14 protein-coding genes are annotated in these 15,689 nt (G+C 63.2%); 12 read left to right on the top strand and 2 right to left on the bottom strand.

All coding sequences use genetic code 11. The features are described 5' to 3' along the window. The first annotated feature begins 93 nt into the window (after positions 1–93). The 3 genes from proS to rnr all read left to right on the top strand — a co-directional run bounded on the left by proS (position 94) and on the right by rnr (position 5,402). A complete protein-coding gene (gene proS / locus LOZ74_RS07525; protein WP_230293843.1) occupies positions 94–1,623 on the top strand; it encodes a proline--tRNA ligase in 1,530 nt (509 codons plus the stop codon). A gap of 61 nt (positions 1,624–1,684) precedes the next feature. After that, complete coding sequence (locus LOZ74_RS07530) at positions 1,685–3,052, top strand: M28 family peptidase (protein WP_230293526.1); 1,368 nt, start codon at positions 1,685–1,687, stop codon at positions 3,050–3,052. Positions 3,053–3,095: 43 nt separating this feature from the next. Next, positions 3,096–5,402 (top strand): ribonuclease R, encoded by a 2,307-nt coding sequence (rnr, locus tag LOZ74_RS07535; protein WP_230293527.1) that lies wholly within the window; start codon positions 3,096–3,098, stop codon positions 5,400–5,402. A gap of 3 nt (positions 5,403–5,405) precedes the next feature. On the opposite strand, the gene LOZ74_RS07540 is transcribed toward rnr, so the two are convergent. After that, positions 5,406–5,861 (bottom strand): universal stress protein, encoded by a 456-nt coding sequence (locus LOZ74_RS07540; protein ID WP_230281234.1) that lies wholly within the window; start codon positions 5,859–5,861, stop codon positions 5,406–5,408. 192 nt (positions 5,862–6,053) lie between these two features. On the opposite strand from LOZ74_RS07540, the gene LOZ74_RS07545 reads away from it, so the two are divergent. Genes LOZ74_RS07545 through lpdA form a run of 3 tightly spaced genes read left to right on the top strand, consistent with a single transcriptional unit; the run spans position 6,054 to position 9,215 of the window. Further along, positions 6,054–7,385, top strand: coding sequence for a pyruvate dehydrogenase complex dihydrolipoamide acetyltransferase (locus LOZ74_RS07545; RefSeq protein ID WP_230293528.1), 1,332 nt, complete (start codon positions 6,054–6,056; stop codon positions 7,383–7,385). Positions 7,386–7,398: 13 nt separating this feature from the next. Then, a complete protein-coding gene (locus tag LOZ74_RS07550; RefSeq protein WP_230281232.1) occupies positions 7,399–7,788 on the top strand; it encodes an acyl-CoA thioesterase in 390 nt (129 codons plus the stop codon). Positions 7,789–7,799: 11 nt separating this feature from the next. Next, the gene (gene lpdA, locus LOZ74_RS07555) at positions 7,800–9,215 is read left to right on the top strand and encodes a dihydrolipoyl dehydrogenase (protein WP_230293529.1); all 1,416 of its coding nucleotides are present in this window, start codon (positions 7,800–7,802) and stop codon (positions 9,213–9,215) included. Between the two features lie 39 nt (positions 9,216–9,254). On the opposite strand, the gene LOZ74_RS07560 is transcribed toward lpdA, so the two are convergent. After that, complete coding sequence (locus LOZ74_RS07560) at positions 9,255–10,151, bottom strand: LysR family transcriptional regulator (RefSeq protein WP_230293530.1); 897 nt, start codon at positions 10,149–10,151, stop codon at positions 9,255–9,257. Between the two features lie 118 nt (positions 10,152–10,269). Here LOZ74_RS07560 and LOZ74_RS07565 point away from each other — a divergent pair, with 118 nt between their 5' ends. The 6 genes from LOZ74_RS07565 (at position 10,270) to LOZ74_RS07590 (ending at position 15,669) form a co-directional block, all read left to right on the top strand. Beyond that, on the top strand, positions 10,270–11,763 hold the full coding sequence (locus tag LOZ74_RS07565) for a CoA-acylating methylmalonate-semialdehyde dehydrogenase (protein ID WP_230291357.1): 1,494 nt from the start codon (positions 10,270–10,272) through the stop codon (positions 11,761–11,763). Between the two features lie 87 nt (positions 11,764–11,850). Beyond that, the gene (locus LOZ74_RS07570; protein WP_230293531.1) at positions 11,851–12,327 is read left to right on the top strand and encodes a hypothetical protein; all 477 of its coding nucleotides are present in this window, start codon (positions 11,851–11,853) and stop codon (positions 12,325–12,327) included. Positions 12,328–12,341: 14 nt separating this feature from the next. Then, the gene (locus tag LOZ74_RS07575) at positions 12,342–12,662 is read left to right on the top strand and encodes an I78 family peptidase inhibitor (protein ID WP_230293532.1); all 321 of its coding nucleotides are present in this window, start codon (positions 12,342–12,344) and stop codon (positions 12,660–12,662) included. Positions 12,663–12,695: 33 nt separating this feature from the next. Further along, positions 12,696–13,838: an acyl-CoA dehydrogenase family protein gene (locus tag LOZ74_RS07580; protein ID WP_230293533.1), complete on the top strand. Its 1,143-nt coding sequence runs from the start codon at positions 12,696–12,698 to the stop codon at positions 13,836–13,838. Next, complete coding sequence (locus LOZ74_RS07585) at positions 13,835–14,890, top strand: enoyl-CoA hydratase/isomerase family protein (RefSeq protein ID WP_230293534.1); 1,056 nt, start codon at positions 13,835–13,837, stop codon at positions 14,888–14,890. Before LOZ74_RS07580 ends, LOZ74_RS07585 begins: the two co-directional genes overlap by 4 nt. Further along, the gene (locus LOZ74_RS07590; protein WP_230293535.1) at positions 14,887–15,669 is read left to right on the top strand and encodes an enoyl-CoA hydratase-related protein; all 783 of its coding nucleotides are present in this window, start codon (positions 14,887–14,889) and stop codon (positions 15,667–15,669) included. The genes LOZ74_RS07585 and LOZ74_RS07590 overlap by 4 nt, the downstream gene beginning before the upstream one ends. Positions 15,670–15,689: the final 20 nt, after the last annotated feature.

Below are 15,689 nucleotides of genomic sequence, written 5' to 3' on the forward strand. Positions count from 1 at the left end.
ATGTTTCGCCCAAGGCGCAGGGCCCCAATTTCCAAGGTTTGCCGCTTCGTGAACGCGCCCTCGACCCAACAGAACCAGCCCCAGAAGGCGACGATCCGCCACGCGCTCGACATTTCGCGCAAGGACGATTTCGCCGCGTGGTATCAGGCGGTGATCAGCCAGGCCGACATGGCCGAGGAATCGGGCGTGCGCGGCTGCATGGTGATCAAGCCGTGGGGCTGGGGCATCTGGGAACGTATCCAGCGCCTGCTGGACGACCGGATCAAGGAAACCGGCCACGACAATTGCTATTTCCCGCTGTTCATCCCGCTGTCCTATTTCGCCAAGGAAGCCGAGCATGTCGAAGGCTTTGCCAAGGAAATGGCAGTCGTCACCCATCACCGGCTGAAGTCGCAGGACGGATCGCTGGTCGTCGATCCCGATGCCAGACTGGAGGAGCCGCTGGTCGTACGCCCCACATCGGAAACGGTGATCGGGCAGGCGATGGGCCGCTGGGTGCAAAGCTGGCGCGATCTTCCGCTGAAACTGAACCAGTGGGCCAATGTCGTGCGCTGGGAAATGCGCACCCGCATGTTCCTGCGGACCAGCGAATTCCTGTGGCAGGAAGGGCATACCGCCCATGCCAACCGTGAAGACGCGATGGACGAGACTCTGCTGATGCTGGAAGTCTATCGCAGCTTTGCCGAAGACGTGCTGGCGATGCCGGTCATCGCAGGCGAAAAGCCCGAGAACGAGCGTTTTCCGGGCGCTGATGCGACCTATTCGATCGAGGCGATGATGCAGGACGGCAAGGCTTTGCAGGCCGGCACCTCGCACTATCTGGGCACGACCTTTTCCAGGGCGGCCGACATCAAATATCAGGACGATCAGGGGGTCGAGCAGCTGTGCCACACCACCAGCTGGGGCGTTTCGACGCGGCTGATCGGCGGCGTGATCATGACGCATGGCGACGATGACGGGCTGCGCGTGCCGCCGCGTATCGCGCCGCATCAGATCATCGTGCTGCCCATGCTGCGCGGCAAGGAAGGCGACAGCGACCTGATCGCCTATTGCGAGGAAATCCGCAAAACGCTGACCGCGCAGGACGCATTCCGCGAGCCCGTGCGTGTGCTGCTGGACCAGCGGCCCGGCAAGGCGGCGCAAAAGCGGTGGGACTGGGTGCGCAAGGGTGCGCCCATCATCGTCGAAGTCGGCCCGCGCGATATGGCGAGCGAGCAGGTTTCGGTGCTGCGCCGCGATCGCCTGTGGCGCGAGGATGGGAAGGCCGACATCAATGGCGAAGGCCGTGACGATTTCCTGTTCAATGCAGCGGGCCTGCTGGAGGAAATTCAGGAAGCTTTGTTCACCGAGGCCAAAACCCGCCGCGACGATTCGATCCGCACCGATATTACCGACTGGGACGGTGTGGCCGGATATTTCGCGGAAGGCGCGGTCAAGCCGGGCTGGATCCGTGCAGCATGGTCGCGCCCTACCGGCGCAGCATTGGACAAGATCGTCGAACAGTTGAAGACGCTGAAACTGACCATGCGCAACACGCCTGTCGACGGCGGCAAGCCGGAGGAACCGTGCATCTTCACGGGCGGGGATGCGTCCGAATATATCTATATCGCCCGCTCTTACTAAGCGGTCCGCTTTTCCGGCGACCCTCTTGCCAAGGCGAGGGGCGCAGATCACAGTGCGGGGCATGAATATCCGCCTGATAACCGCCGCGCTGACCGCGCTGGCGTGCGCCCCCGTCATTCCCGCCACCGCGCTCGCGCAAAGCGAGGCGGATATTGCCATATCGGAAGAGCGGCTGCGGGCCGATATCGATACTCTTGTCAGGTTCGGAACGCGCAACACGCTGTCGGTACAGGATCACCCCACACGCGGGATCGGCGCGGCGCGCCGCTGGGCAGAGGCAGAGTTCCGCCGCATTTCGGCGGACTGCGGCGATTGCCTGCAAATCGCTTTACCCGAACGCATGGTGCAGGGCCGCCGCATCGCGCAGCCGACCCGCCTCGTCAACGTGTTGGCCATCCAGCCGGGAACGGAGCGCCCGAACGAGGTAGTGATCGTTTCGGCCCATATCGATTCGATGGCGTCCGATCCCACCGATGCGACCACCGACGCCCCCGGCGCGAATGATGACGGTTCGGGCACGGTTCTGGTGTTCGAAGCGGCGCGCAATCTGTCGCGCTTCAAATTTCCGACCACCATCGTTTATGCCGTCCTTTCGGGCGAGGAGCAGGGCCTGTATGGCGGCAAGCTGCTGGCCGATTACGCCGAAGAGCAGGGCTGGGTGGTCAAGGCCGTTCTGAACAACGACATCGTCGGCGGCAGCCATGGTTCGGACGGCATTGTCGACGATGCCCATGTGCGGGTTTTTTCCGAAGCGGTTCGCGCCGATGCAGGCGATGGAGAGCGCGCCGATATGCGCCGCAACGGGGGCGAGAACGATGCCCCGTCGCGCAATCTGTCGCGCTGGCTGGCGGACTTGTCGGAAAATGACGGCGACGATGCGTTGAGCGTGCGGCAGGTCTGGCGTGCCGATCGCATGGGACGGGGCGGCGATCATTTGCCGATGCTGGACAAGGGCTTTCCCGCCGTGCGCATTTCGGTCGCGGTCGAGGATTACGAACACCAGCACCAGAATGTGCGGACCGAAGGCGGGACATTCTATGGCGACGTGCCTGCGGAAATGGACTTTCCCTATCTGGCGCGGGTCACACGGCTGAACACGCTGGCACTGGCACGGCTGGCGCGCACGCCCATGCCGCCGCGGGTAAAGGCCGATGCCGCCGTACGCACCGATACTCTGGTCGAGTGGGACAGTGCCGAGGGTGCGACCGGCTATGCCGTCTGGCGGCGGCGCACAGACGATGCCGCGTGGCAGCGCGTGCGCGAGCTTCCGGCGTCGACCACCAGCACGACATTGGATCTGCGCGGCGACGACTGGATCGTTGGCGTATCGTCCATCGCGGGCAATGGCGCGGAAAGCCCCGTTGCGGCGGCAGTGCCCGGCGGGGCGTTTTATCCCCTGCCAAAGGAAGAAGCGCCGGAAAGCGAATAGGCACCGCTTGGCAAGCGCCGCCGTCAGGGCCACATAGGCGCTGATGGCTAATCCAAGAAAATTCGAAGGCCTGCCCAGCAAGGAGCAGGTGATGGAGCTGATCAAAGGCTCTGACACGCCCGTCGGCAAGCGCGAGATTGCGCGCCATTTCAAGCTGAAGGGGCAAGAGAAGATCGCGCTTAAAGCGCTGTTGAAAGACATGGCAGAGGAAGGGCTGATCGACGGCAAGCGCACGGCCTATCACCGCATGGGCGGCGTTCCCAAGGTGACGGTGCTGCGCGTGGTGGAGATCGAGGATGGCGAGGCGATCGCCGTGCCCGAGACATGGGACCCCGACAGCGGGCAGGCGCCCCCGCGGCTGCGCGTGGTCGAACCCAAGGGCAAGGCGAAACGCGCGGGCCCTGCCTTGCGCAAGGGCGACCGCGTCCTTGCCCGTACAGAAGAGGTCGGGAAGGGCTGGCTTGCCCATGTGATGCGCAAGCTGCCCGACAGGGCGGATGTGCTGATGGGCGTGGTGGAGATCGACGGCAGCGGCAAGGGCTGGCTGGCGCCGACCGACAAGTCGGTGCGCAATTCGATCCCTATCGCCGATCTGGCCGATGCCGAGGAAGGACAGCTTGTGCTGGCCGAACCGGCGGGCAAATCGCCGCGTTCGGGTGTGAAGGTGACCGAGGTGCTGGGCGATCCGCTTGCGCCCAAGAGCTTCAGCCTGATCGCGATCCATAAATATGAAATCCCGCATGTCTTCACCAACGAGGTGCTGGACGAAGCGGAGACATCGGCGCGCCTGCCCTTGTCGAAAGAGCAGCGCGAGGATTTGACCGCGCTGCCCATCGTCGCGATCGACCCTGCCGATGCCCGCGACCACGACGATGCGATCTGGGCCGCGCCCGACGATAATCCCGACAACGCGGGCGGATGGAAGGCGCTGGTCGCGATTGCCGATGTCAGCTTCTATGTGCGCCCCGGCATGAAGATCGACCGCGAGGCACGCAAGCGCGGTAATTCGGTCTATTTCCCCGACCGCGTCGTGCCCATGCTGCCCGAAGTCCTGTCCGCCGACGTCTGTTCGCTGGGCGAGGGGGAAGACCGCGCGGCGATGGCGTGCCATTTGACCATCGATGCCGACGGGCGGGTGAAGAACTTCCGCTTTACCCGCGCCATCGTCCGCATTCACGAAGTGATCGCCTATGAGGATGCGCAGGAACGGATCGACAGCGATCAGGCGCCCGCGCATCTGAAGAACCTGTGGGGTTGCTGGAAATTGCTGGCCGCTGCCCGCGATGACCGCGAGCCGCTGGATCTCGACCTGCCCGAACGGCGCGTGGTGCTGGATGAGAAGGGGCGGATCGACGCCATCGTCGTGCGCGAAAGGCTCGACGCGCATCGCGTGGTCGAGGATTTCATGATCGCCGCCAATGTCGCCGCCGCCAAGGCGCTGGAGGCCAAGGCCGCGCCGGTCGTCTATCGGGTGCACGAGACGCCGAGCCGCGAAAAGCTGGTGTCGCTGCGCGATTATCTGAAGACCATGGATCGCAGCCTGTCATTAGGGCAGGTGATCACCCCTTCGCTGTTCAACCGCCTCATCAAGGATGTGGCCGATGTGGCGGAAAAGGAGCTGATCATGGAGCAGGTCCTTCGCACGCAGATGCAGGCCTATTACGGGCCGCGAAACGCGGGGCATTTCGGCCTGTCATTGGGCAGCTATGCGCATTTCACTTCGCCCATTCGCCGTTATGCCGACCTGCTTGTGCATCGCGCGCTGGTCGATGCGTACCGGCTGGAACAGCCGAAGCCGCAGGGCAATGCGATCCCGGCGGGCAGCGGTCTGTCAGACCTTGACCGCGAATCGCTCGACCGCGTGACCGAGGCGATCAGCCGCGCCGAACGCCGCGCGATGGAGGCGGAGCGCGATACCATCGACCGCTATGTCGCGGCATGGCTGTCGGGCCGCGTGGGCGAAACATTCGAAACCCGCGTCACCGGCGTGCAGAAATTCGGCCTGTTTGCGACCATTCTGGGCGTCGGCGGTGACGGTCTGGTACCCGTTTCGGTGCTGGGCGACGAACGTTTCAACTATGACGACAAGGCGCAGGTGCTCGTCGGGCAGGAAAGCGGGACGGTCTATCGCGCGGGCGACCGGCTGACCCTGCGGCTGGCCGAAGCCAATCCGCTGTCGGGCGCGCTGAAGTTCGAGCCGCCCGAGTTTGCCGGCAGCATCGAGCCGCGCGGCAGCCGGCCTGCCGCCCGCAAGAAGCGCGGCGGTCCGCCGCTGAAACACAAGGGCAAGCATATGGTGGGCAAGCGCGGCAGGCCGGGCAATATCCGGCATCAGGGCCGGAAGAAGTAGGTCTCAGCTCAGCGCGTCGATCTCTTCATCGGTCAGACCGCCCGGCACGATCATCAGCGGGCAGGGCAACTGGCCCGCGCGGTGACCGGCGAAATGCGCCACCAAGGGGCCCGGCGCGCCGTCGGCGGCTGCGCCCAGCACCAGCGCGGCGATGCCTTCGTGTTCGGCCAGATAGTCCTGTACCACCTTGGTCGCATCGCCGACTTTGACGGCAATCGACGGCATGCGGCCCACTTCCTCGAACAGCGAGCCCGCCGCCGCCATCACCAGCACTTCGGCGCGGCTTTTGGCTTCGTCCTCTATTGTCGCCTGCACACCGCCGAACGCCACGAATTGCTGTTTGGGCACGACTGCGATGATATGGACCGATCCGCCCGTGTCCGCCGCGCGGCGAGAGGCAAAGCGCAATGCCGTGCGGGATTCGGGGGTTTCGTCCATAATGACGAGATAGATGCGCATTGCGATTATCGGCCTGCCAGTTGAGCTATACGCAAAGACTGCGGCACGGCGCGGGTTTTCGCAAGTGTGCTGCGGCAACTGGGGCCTTGACCCTTGCCGGTTAAGGCTAGAGATAAGCGACGAAATCTTTCTTCAAACGCCCTGCCCATTCCGGCGGCACGGGCGGCAATCGAACCAGGAACGCTGACGATCATGCCCATCTCTCTCAAGATGCCAGCCCTGTCCCCCACTATGGAAGAGGGCACCTTGGCCAAGTGGCTCGTGAAAGCGGGCGACAAGATCGGACCCGGCGACATTATCGCAGAGATCGAGACCGACAAGGCGACGATGGAATTCGAATCCATTGACGAAGGCACGATTGCTGCCATCTCGGTCGACGAAGGGACCGAGAATGTGAAAGTCGGCACCGTAATCGCGATCCTTGCCGAGGATGGCGAAGATGTCGAGGAAGCCGCCAAGAGCGGTGGCAGCGCAGCACCGGCACCGGCACCGGCTCCCGCTCCCGCTCCCGCGGCGGATGCCGCACCTGCGCCCGCAGCATCGGCACCGGCCGCAACACCCGCTCCGGCAGCGCCCGCGGCTTCGGGCGAACATGTATTCGCATCGCCGCTGGCACGCCGCCTCGCTGCGGAAAAGAAGGTCGATCTGGGTCAGGTGCAGGGCAGCGGTCCGCATGGCCGGATCGTAAAGGCCGATATCGAGGGCGCTAAGGAAGGCACGGCCACCGCCGCACCGGCAGCTGCCCCCGCAGCATCGCCTGCGCCCGCTGCCGCCGCACCCGCTTCCGGTGTCGAGATGGCAGACGAAACCCGCGCGATCCTCGATGCCCGCATTCCGCATCAGGTATCGAAGCTGTCGGGCATGCGCAAAACCATCGCGCGCCGCCTGACCGAATCCAAGCAGCAGGTTCCGCATATCTACCTCACCGTCGATGTGCGGCTCGACAAGCTGCTGGCGCTGCGGGCAGAGGTGAACAAGGCGCTGGAAAGCCAGGGGGTGAAGGTTTCGGTCAACGACCTGCTGGTGAAAGCCCTGGGCAAGGCGCTGATCGCCGTGCCCGAATGCAATGTCGCCTTCGCCGGTAACGAGCTGATCCAGTACGAGCGTGCCGATATCTCGGTCGCCGTGTCGATCCCCGCGGGCCTGATTACGCCTATCGTCTCCGATGCCGATGGCCGTTCGGTCAGCTCGATCGCCAAGGCCATGAAGGATCTGGCCGGCCGCGCCCGCGAAGGCAAGCTGCAGCCCGACGAATATCAGGGGGGCACTGCCAGCCTGTCGAACATGGGCATGATGGGCATCAAGCAGTTCGAGGCCGTGATCAATCCGCCGCAGGGTATGATTCTTGCCATTGGTGCAGGCGAAAAGCGCGCCATCGTGGACGAAAGCGGCGAGATTGTGCCTGCCATGATGATGAGCGCGACCGGCAGTTTCGACCACCGCGCCATCGACGGTGCCGATGGTGCGCGCCTGATGGCTGCATTCAAGGAACTGGTCGAAAACCCGCTGGGCATGCTGGCGTAACAGCGGACTGCCCATGGCCAGCGCCGACGAACAGCCGCCCGAAGGCGAACCGGCGATCCGCGTGGTCGCCATGCCGGCCGACACCAATGTCTATGGCGATATTTTCGGCGGGTGGCTGGTCAGCGTGATGGATAATGCGGCGGGGCTGATTGCCTCGCGCCGCGGCAAGGGGCGCGCGGTGACCGTGGCGATGGATAAGATGCTGTTCCATGCGCCAGTGTCGGTGGGGGATGAAGTGTCCGTATATGGCGACATCACTCGCATCGGCCGCACGTCGATGACGATCAATGTCGAGGCATGGCGCCGCCATCGCTTTGAAGAAACGGCCGTAAAGGTGACCGAAGCGGATTTCACCTTTGTGGCGATAGATGAAAACGGGCGTCCGCGCCCGATTGAGGGTTAGGAGACTGCAAAGTGGCAGACAGCTATGACGTGATCGTGCTGGGTTCGGGGCCGGGGGGCTATGTCGCCGCCATCCGCAGCGCACAGCTTGGCCTGAAGACCGCCATCGTGGAGCGCGAATTGCTGGGCGGCATCTGCCTCAACTGGGGCTGCATCCCGACCAAGGCGCTGCTGCGTTCGGCCGAAATCTATCACTATATGCAGCACGCCAAGGACTATGGCCTTGCCGCCAAGGAAATCACTGCCGATCTGGAAGCGGTGGTAAAGCGTTCGCGCGGCGTGGCGAAGCAGCTGAATTCGGGTGTCACCCACCTGATGAAGAAGAACAAGATCACCGTCCACATGGGCACAGGCAAGCTGACCGCGCCCGGCAAGCTGGAAGTGAAGGGCGAAAAGGGCACCGAAGAGCTTTCGGCCAAGCATATCATCATCGCCACCGGCGCGCGTGCACGCGATCTGCCGGGCAATCCGGCGGATGGCGACCGCATCTGGACCTATCGCCATGCGATGACGCCCAAGGAAATGCCGACCAAGCTGCTGGTGATCGGTTCGGGTGCGATCGGCATCGAATTTGCCAGCTTCTACAACGATATGGGCGTCGACGTCACTGTCGTGGAAATGATGGACCGTGTCGTCCCTGTCGAGGATAAGGACGTCTCCGCCTTCCTCGAAAAGGCCCTGGTCAAGCAAGGCATGACGATCAAGACCGGCGCGAAGGTCGAAATCACCGACAAGTCGGCCAAGAGCGTGAAGGCGAAGATCACCGACAAGGCGGGCAAGACCGAAGAGGTCGAATTCAGCCATGTGATCACCGCCATCGGCATTGTTCCGAATGTCGAAGATATCGGCCTCGACGAATTGAAGATCGAGCCTGACCAGCGTTTCCATATCAAGGTCGACGATTACGGACGCACCAATGTAAAGGGCGTGTGGGCAATCGGCGATTGCACGCCCGGCCCGTGGCTGGCGCACAAGGCAAGCCATGAAGGCGTGACCGCAGCCGAGGCGATTGCTCAGGAACTGGGGAACAAGGATGTGCATCCGCACGGACTTGATCGCAACAATATCCCGGGCTGCACCTATTGCCATCCGCAGATCGCCAGCGTCGGCATGACCGAGGCAAAGGCGAAGGAAGCCGGTTACGAAGTGAAGGTCGGCATGTTCCCCTTTATCGGGAACGGCAAGGCGATCGCGCTGGGTGAGCCCGAGGGCTTCACCAAGACCGTGTTCGACGCCAAGACCGGCGAGTTGCTGGGCGCGCATATGATCGGCGCGGAAGTGACCGAAATGATCCAGGGCTATGTCGTCGGCAAGACGCTGGAAACGACCGAGGCGGAGCTGATGAACACGGTGTTTCCGCACCCGACCATCACCGAGAGCATGCACGAAAGCGTGCTCGCGGCTTACGGACGCGCATTGCATATCTGATGGTTTGATGGGGGCGGGGCCCGATGTTCCGCCCCCTATTTATCGTGGTAGCAGCACCGACCGCTGCGCCGCGACCGTTTCGATCAGCCAGTCCTTGCCAGCCCGAACCCGCGCCAGCGAATTGGTGTCGGCATGGGTCACGATCCAGAAACTGCGCAATATGGTCCGGTTCGGCAAAAGCGGCACCAGATCCGGATCGGCATTCCCGATAAAGCGCGGCAAAACGCCAAGGCCGGCCCCTTGTGCGATCAGCCGGTGCTGCGCATTGATGCTCGACGAACGCAGCGTGGCTCGAAGGCCCGGGTGAATTTCGTCGAGATAGACCAGCTCTGGCGCATAGACCAGTTCGGGTACATAGCCGATCAGCCGGTGTCCCTCCGTCAGATCCTCGGCCCTTTGCGGCGTTCCCGCCTGCTCCAGATAGGCGTGTGTTGCATACAGCCCTAGAGCGTAATCCGACAGCTTGCGCGCGATCAGCTGGCCCGAGCGGGGGCGCGATAGCATAACCGCAATATCCGCCTCGCGCCGCGAAGGGTTCAGAAATCCGCTGCTGGCAACGAGATCGATAGTCAGCGACGGGTGCGCATCGGCAAGTTTCGGGATGTAGCGGGTCAGGAACCAGGTCCCGAACCCTTCGGAAACGCTGATGCGCAGGCTGCCCGACAGGCCGCCGCCCGTATCGGCGCGGTCGCGGATCTTTGCGGCGGCGCGGGCCATGGTCGACACTTGTTCGAACAAATCCTCGCCCGCTTCGGTCAGTTGATGCCCTTCGGGTCCGCGTTCAAACAATGCGGCGCCAAGGCCGGTTTCCAAACGTTTCAGCCGCCGGCTGACGGTCGTGGCGTCGACGCCCAGCAGGCTGGCGGCATCGCTGGTACGGCCCGATTGGGCGAGGGCCAGAAACACCTGAAAATCGCTCCAGTCGATATCCTGCATTTTTGCAGCACCATGCCGTAAAATTGATCGTTGCATGCAATGGTGCGCGCTGCAATGCTGTTTGGCAATACCAAGGCGCCACGGTTTTGCGCCGGACAAATACGGAGAGTGAAGGGCCATGCGCACGATAGACCATTTCATCGCAGGCGGAGCTGGTGCAGCAACTGGCCGCACGCATCAGGTGTGGAACCCGTCGACGGGCGAGGTTCAGGCGGAGGTGCCGCTGGGCGATGCGGCGCTGCTGGACCGCGCGGTGGAGATCGCGAAGAAGGTGCAGCCCGAATGGGCGGCGACCAATCCGCAGCGCCGCGCGCGGGTGATGTTCCGCTTCAAGGAGCTGATCGAACAGAACATGCAGCAGCTTGCCGAACTGCTGGCAAGCGAGCACGGCAAGGTGGTCGACGACGCCAAGGGCGACGTGCAGCGCGGTCTGGAAGTGATCGAGTTCGCCTGCGGCATCCCGCAGGTTCTGAAGGGCGAATATACCATCGGCGCGGGCACCGGCATCGATGTCTATTCGATGCGCCAGCCGCTGGGGATCGGCGCGGGGATCACCCCGTTCAACTTCCCCGCGATGATCCCGATGTGGATGTTCGGCATGGCGATCGCGGCGGGCAATGCCTTTATCCTGAAGCCCAGCGAGCGCGACCCCAGCGTGCCGGTGCGTCTGGCCGAACTGTTTGTCGAGGCCGGCGCCCCCGAAGGCCTGCTGCAGGTCGTGCATGGCGACAAGGTGATGGTGGACGCGATCCTCGACCATCCGGACATTGCGGCGGTCAGCTTCGTGGGCAGTTCCGACATCGCGCACTATGTCTACAGCCGGGGCGTTGCCGCCGGCAAGCGCGTGCAGGCGATGGGCGGGGCCAAGAACCATGGCATCGTGATGCCCGATGCCGATCTCGACATGGTGGTCAACGATCTGTGCGGCGCGGCCTTTGGCTCTGCTGGCGAACGCTGCATGGCGCTGCCCGTGGTGGTGCCGGTGGGCGAGGATACGGCCGAGCGTCTGCGCGAAAAGCTGATCCCCGCGATCAATGCGCTGCGCGTGGGCGTGTCGACCGATCCCGACGCGCATTACGGCCCCGTCGTGACGCCCGAGCACAAGGCGCGGATCGAACAATGGATCCAGACCGCGGTGGACGAGGGGTCCGAACTGGTCATCGACGGACGCGGCTTTACGCTGCAAGGGCATGAGAAGGGCTTTTTCGTGGCCCCCACGCTGCTCGACCGCGTGACGCCCGATATGTCGAGCTACAAGGAAGAGATCTTCGGCCCCGTGCTGCAAATGGTGCGGGCCAAGGATTTCGAGGAAGCGGTCGCGCTTCCCAGCAAGCACCAATACGGCAATGGCGTGGCGATCTTTACCCGCAACGGCCATGCGGCACGCGAATTCGCGTCGCGGGTGAATGTGGGCATGGTCGGCGTGAACGTGCCGATCCCGGTGCCGGTTTCCTATCACAGCTTTGGCGGGTGGAAGCGCAGCGCATTCGGCGACACCAACCAGTACGGCATGGAAGGCCTGCGCTTCTGGACCAAGGTCAAGACCGTCACCCAACGCTGGCCCGACGGTGGCGGCGACGGGTCGAACGCGTTCCTGATACCGACCTTGTGAGCGTATCCGGCACTATCTTTACGGGAAACAGGCAGGCTAGACCGCGTTCCCGAAGGATAGTGCCGAGGCGTTCGCAAAGGAGAATTCATGCGCAAGCCGACAACCCGTTTCATCACACCGCTGCTGGCTATGGCCGGCGCGCTCGCCCTGGGATCGTGCGGTTCGCAGGGGCCGGAGGAGGGCACGGGTGACGATCCTGCCCCCGCGCCTGTCGAAACAGCTGCCCCTGTCGACACCGCTGCTGCCGAATCCGGTACCATTCCGGCCGAATTTCGCGGCAATTGGGGCATCAATGCTGCCGATTGTGAAGGCGGCGCGGCGGCCAAGGGACTTCTCGAGATCGACGGGACGACGCTCACCTTTTATGAGTCGGTCGGCACATTGAGTGACGACGTCACGCTTGAACCCCATGCGATCCAGGCCGTGTTCGCGTTTGAAGGCGAGGGCATGGAATGGACCCGCGAGATGCGGATGGAAACGCGCGACGATGGCCAGACCCTGATCCGCCAGGAAATGGGCGAGGACGCGATGCAGGGTGCGCTTGAATATCGCAAATGTGGTTAAGAAGGGGATTTTCGATGAAGCGTGAAACAAGCAGCCTTGCCCTTGGCGCTCTGGCCCCGTTTGCACTTGGCCTTACCGGATGTGCAACGACCGCAACCGCCGACAGCGATCCTGCCGAAACCGGAGAAGCAGCCATGTGCGATGCCGCCAGTGTCCAGGACCGGATCGGCCAGACGGCAAGCCCCGAACTGGGGGCTGAATTATTGGCAGCGACCGGCGCGAAAACGCTCCGCTGGGGGCCGCCGCGCAGCGCCATGACGATGGATTACCGGCCGGACCGGCTGACCGTGACCTATGACGATAATATGGTGATCGACCGTATCAGCTGCGGCTGATTCCAGATTGCCCGATAAAAGAACAGAGGAACCATGACAGGCCAGTTCGACCTAACCGAAGATCAACAGGCAATACAGGAAATGGCGCGGCGCTTTGCCGCCGACGCCATCACGCCCCATGCCGCCCACTGGGATGAAGAGAAAATCCTGCCCCGCGATATGCTGACGCAGGCTGGCGAGCTGGGTTTTGGCGCGATCTATGTCTCTGAAGAAGCGGGCGGCATCGGGCTGGGCCGGTTGGAAGCGGCGCTGATCATGGAAGCCTTGTCCTATGGCTGTCCCTCGACCAGCGCCTTCATCTCGATCCACAATATGGCGATCTGGATGATCGACGCGTTCGGGGCTGAGGCGGTGAAGACCAGATATCTGCCCGATCTTGTCACGCTGGATCATATCGCCAGCTATTGCCTGACCGAGCCGGGGTCGGGATCGGATGCGGCGGCGCTCAAGACCAAGGCGGTCGACAGGGGCGATCACTGGGAAGTCACCGGATCGAAGCAGTTCATTTCGGGCGGCGGGGTAAACGAAATCTATGTCACCATGGTCCGCACGGGTGAGGATGGACCCAAGGGCATATCCTGCATGGTGATCGAAAAGGACATGGAAGGCGTATCCTTTGGCGCGCAGGAGAAAAAGCTGGGCTGGAATTCGCAGCCCACGGCCGCGCTCATCCTCGACAAGGTGAAGGTGCCGAAGGAAAACATCGTCGGCGCCGAGGGTGAGGGTTTCGCCATCGCCATGAAGGGGCTGGACGGCGGACGCCTGAATATCGGCGCCTGTTCGCTGGGCGGGGCGCAGCGTGCGATTGACGAGGCGCTGGCCTATGTGAAGGATCGCCAGCAATTTGGCCGTGCCATTGCCGATTTCCAGAACACCCAATTCACCCTGGCCGATATGGCGGCAGAACTGGAGGCGGCGCGGGCCTTGCTTTATCTTGCGGCTGCCAAGGTGACCGCCGGTTCGCCCGACAAAACGCGTTTTGCCGCGATGGCCAAGATGATCGCCACCGAAACCGGCAGCAGCGTGGTCGACCGCGCGCTGCAATTGTTCGGCGGTTACGGTTACCTCAAGGAATATCCCGTCGAAAAGCTGTGGCGCGACCTGCGCGTCCATTCGATCCTGGAAGGGACGAACCAGATCATGCGCATGATCGTCGGACGGGAGATGGTGAAATGAGCGATGTGCTGATCCACACGCATGGCACACCGGGCAAGAAGATTGGTCATATCTCGCTGAACCGGCCCAAGGCGATCCATTCGCTGACGATGGACATGTGCGAGGCGATGATCGCGGCGCTGCTGGAGTGGCGCGATGATGAAGAGGTGAAGGCGGTCGTCTTCGATCATGCCGAGGGGCGTGGTTTCTGTGCGGGCGGCGATGTGACGCTGCTGCGCAATTCGGCGTTGGAAGATGGCGGCAAGACAGGGGCTGCGTTCTTCTACCGCGAATATCAGCTGAACCATCTGCTGTTCACGTTCCCCAAGCCGGTGATCGCCTTTATGGACGGCATCACCATGGGCGGCGGTGTCGGTATCGCGCAGCCGGCGCAATATCGGGTGGTCACCGAAAATACGCGCTATGCCATGCCCGAAACCGGAATCGGCCTGATCTGCGATGTTGGTGGCGGCTGGTATCTGTCGCGTCTGCCGGGGCAATTGGGGAAGTTTCTGGGCCTGACGGGCGCGCGGCTCGACGGGTCGGAATGCCTGTGGGCGGGGCTGGGTACGCATTACCTTGACAGTGTCGCCACGGCAGAGGCGAAAGCGCGCATTACCGAAGATCCCGACCGGATCGAGATGATCCTCGGCTCTCTGGCTGTGGAGCCGTCCGAACCGCGTCTGCGCGGCAATATGGCGCAAATCGACCGGCTGTTCGCGGGCGACACACTGGCAGAGATTATCGCGGCGCTGGAGGCCGATGGCGGCGAATGGGCGGGCAAGGAATTGCGCACATTGCGTACCAAAAGCCCCATGACCTGCGCGCTGGTGCTGCGGCAGCTGCGCGAGGGTGTGCGCGCCAGCACTTTTGCCGAGAATATGGCGATGGAATTCCGCGCCGCCAGCCGCACGATCATGCTGCCCGATTTTGCCGAAGGCGTGCGCGCGCTGCTGGTCGACAAGACCGGCGATCCGGCATGGAGCCCGGCCAATGTCGCGGATATCGACCCCAGGGCGGTGGATGCGGTGTTCGCGCCGCTCCCGCCGGAAGAGGAATGGAAACCTTTATGAGCTTTGAAACGATCCTTGTCGAAACACGAGGGGCGGTGACGGTGGTCACGCTGAACCGGCCCAAGGCGCTGAACGCGCTGAATTCGCAGGTTCTGGCCGATCTCACCGCCGCCTTCGCGGATTACGAGCGCGATGCGACCCAGCGCTGTCTGGTGCTGACGGGCAGCGGGGACAAGGCCTTTGCCGCGGGTGCCGACATCAAGGAAATGATCGAGAAGCAGGTCGCCGATTTCTATCTGGAGGACTTTTTCGCGGGCTGGACTTCGGATGTGGTGAAAAAGACCCGCAAGCCGTGGATCGCCGCCGTGAACGGCTTTGCGCTGGGCGGCGGGTGCGAGCTTGCCATGATGGCCGATTTCATTCTGGCATCGGACACGGCGAAATTCGGTCAGCCTGAAATCAAGCTGGGCGTGGCCCCCGCCATGGGCGGTTCGCAGCGGCTGTCCAAGGCGATCGGCAAGTCCAAGGCGATGGAAATGTGCCTGACGGGCCGGATGATGGGTGCCGAAGAGGCCGAGCGGGCAGGGCTGGTCGCGCGGATCGTTCCGGCCGCCGATTTGCTGGACGATGCACTGAAAACCGCGGCGACGATTGCCGCCATGCCGCCGATGGCCGCGATGATGAACAAGGAAATGGTCCATATGGCGTTCGAAACGACGCTGGATCAGGGTCTGGTGGCCGAACGGCGCATGTTCCAGATCCTGGTCGCGACCGAGGATAAGGCCGAGGGCATGTCCGCGTTCGTCGAGAAGCGCGAGGGACAATGGAAGGGGCGCTAGGGCCCTGCCGCATCACGGAA

The sequence above is a fragment of the Croceicoccus sp. Ery5 genome (assembly GCF_020985325.1).
Lineage (GTDB): Bacteria > Pseudomonadota > Alphaproteobacteria > Sphingomonadales > Sphingomonadaceae > Croceicoccus.

Coding starts and splice junctions, on each gene's coding strand:
- LOZ74_RS07530 (WP_230293526.1), top strand. CDS start 1,685: ATGAATATCCGCCTGATAACCGCCGCGCTGACCGCGCTGGCGTGCGCC.
- rnr (WP_230293527.1), top strand. CDS start 3,096: ATGGCTAATCCAAGAAAATTCGAAGGCCTGCCCAGCAAGGAGCAGGTG.
- LOZ74_RS07540 (WP_230281234.1), bottom strand. CDS start 5,861: ATGCGCATCTATCTCGTCATTATGGACGAAACCCCCGAATCCCGCACG.
- LOZ74_RS07545 (WP_230293528.1), top strand. CDS start 6,054: ATGCCCATCTCTCTCAAGATGCCAGCCCTGTCCCCCACTATGGAAGAG.
- LOZ74_RS07550 (WP_230281232.1), top strand. CDS start 7,399: ATGGCCAGCGCCGACGAACAGCCGCCCGAAGGCGAACCGGCGATCCGC.
- LOZ74_RS07560 (WP_230293530.1), bottom strand. CDS start 10,151: ATGCAGGATATCGACTGGAGCGATTTTCAGGTGTTTCTGGCCCTCGCC.
- LOZ74_RS07565 (WP_230291357.1), top strand. CDS start 10,270: ATGCGCACGATAGACCATTTCATCGCAGGCGGAGCTGGTGCAGCAACT.
- LOZ74_RS07570 (WP_230293531.1), top strand. CDS start 11,851: ATGCGCAAGCCGACAACCCGTTTCATCACACCGCTGCTGGCTATGGCC.
- LOZ74_RS07575 (WP_230293532.1), top strand. CDS start 12,342: ATGAAGCGTGAAACAAGCAGCCTTGCCCTTGGCGCTCTGGCCCCGTTT.
- LOZ74_RS07580 (WP_230293533.1), top strand. CDS start 12,696: ATGACAGGCCAGTTCGACCTAACCGAAGATCAACAGGCAATACAGGAA.
- LOZ74_RS07585 (WP_230293534.1), top strand. CDS start 13,835: ATGAGCGATGTGCTGATCCACACGCATGGCACACCGGGCAAGAAGATT.
- LOZ74_RS07590 (WP_230293535.1), top strand. CDS start 14,887: ATGAGCTTTGAAACGATCCTTGTCGAAACACGAGGGGCGGTGACGGTG.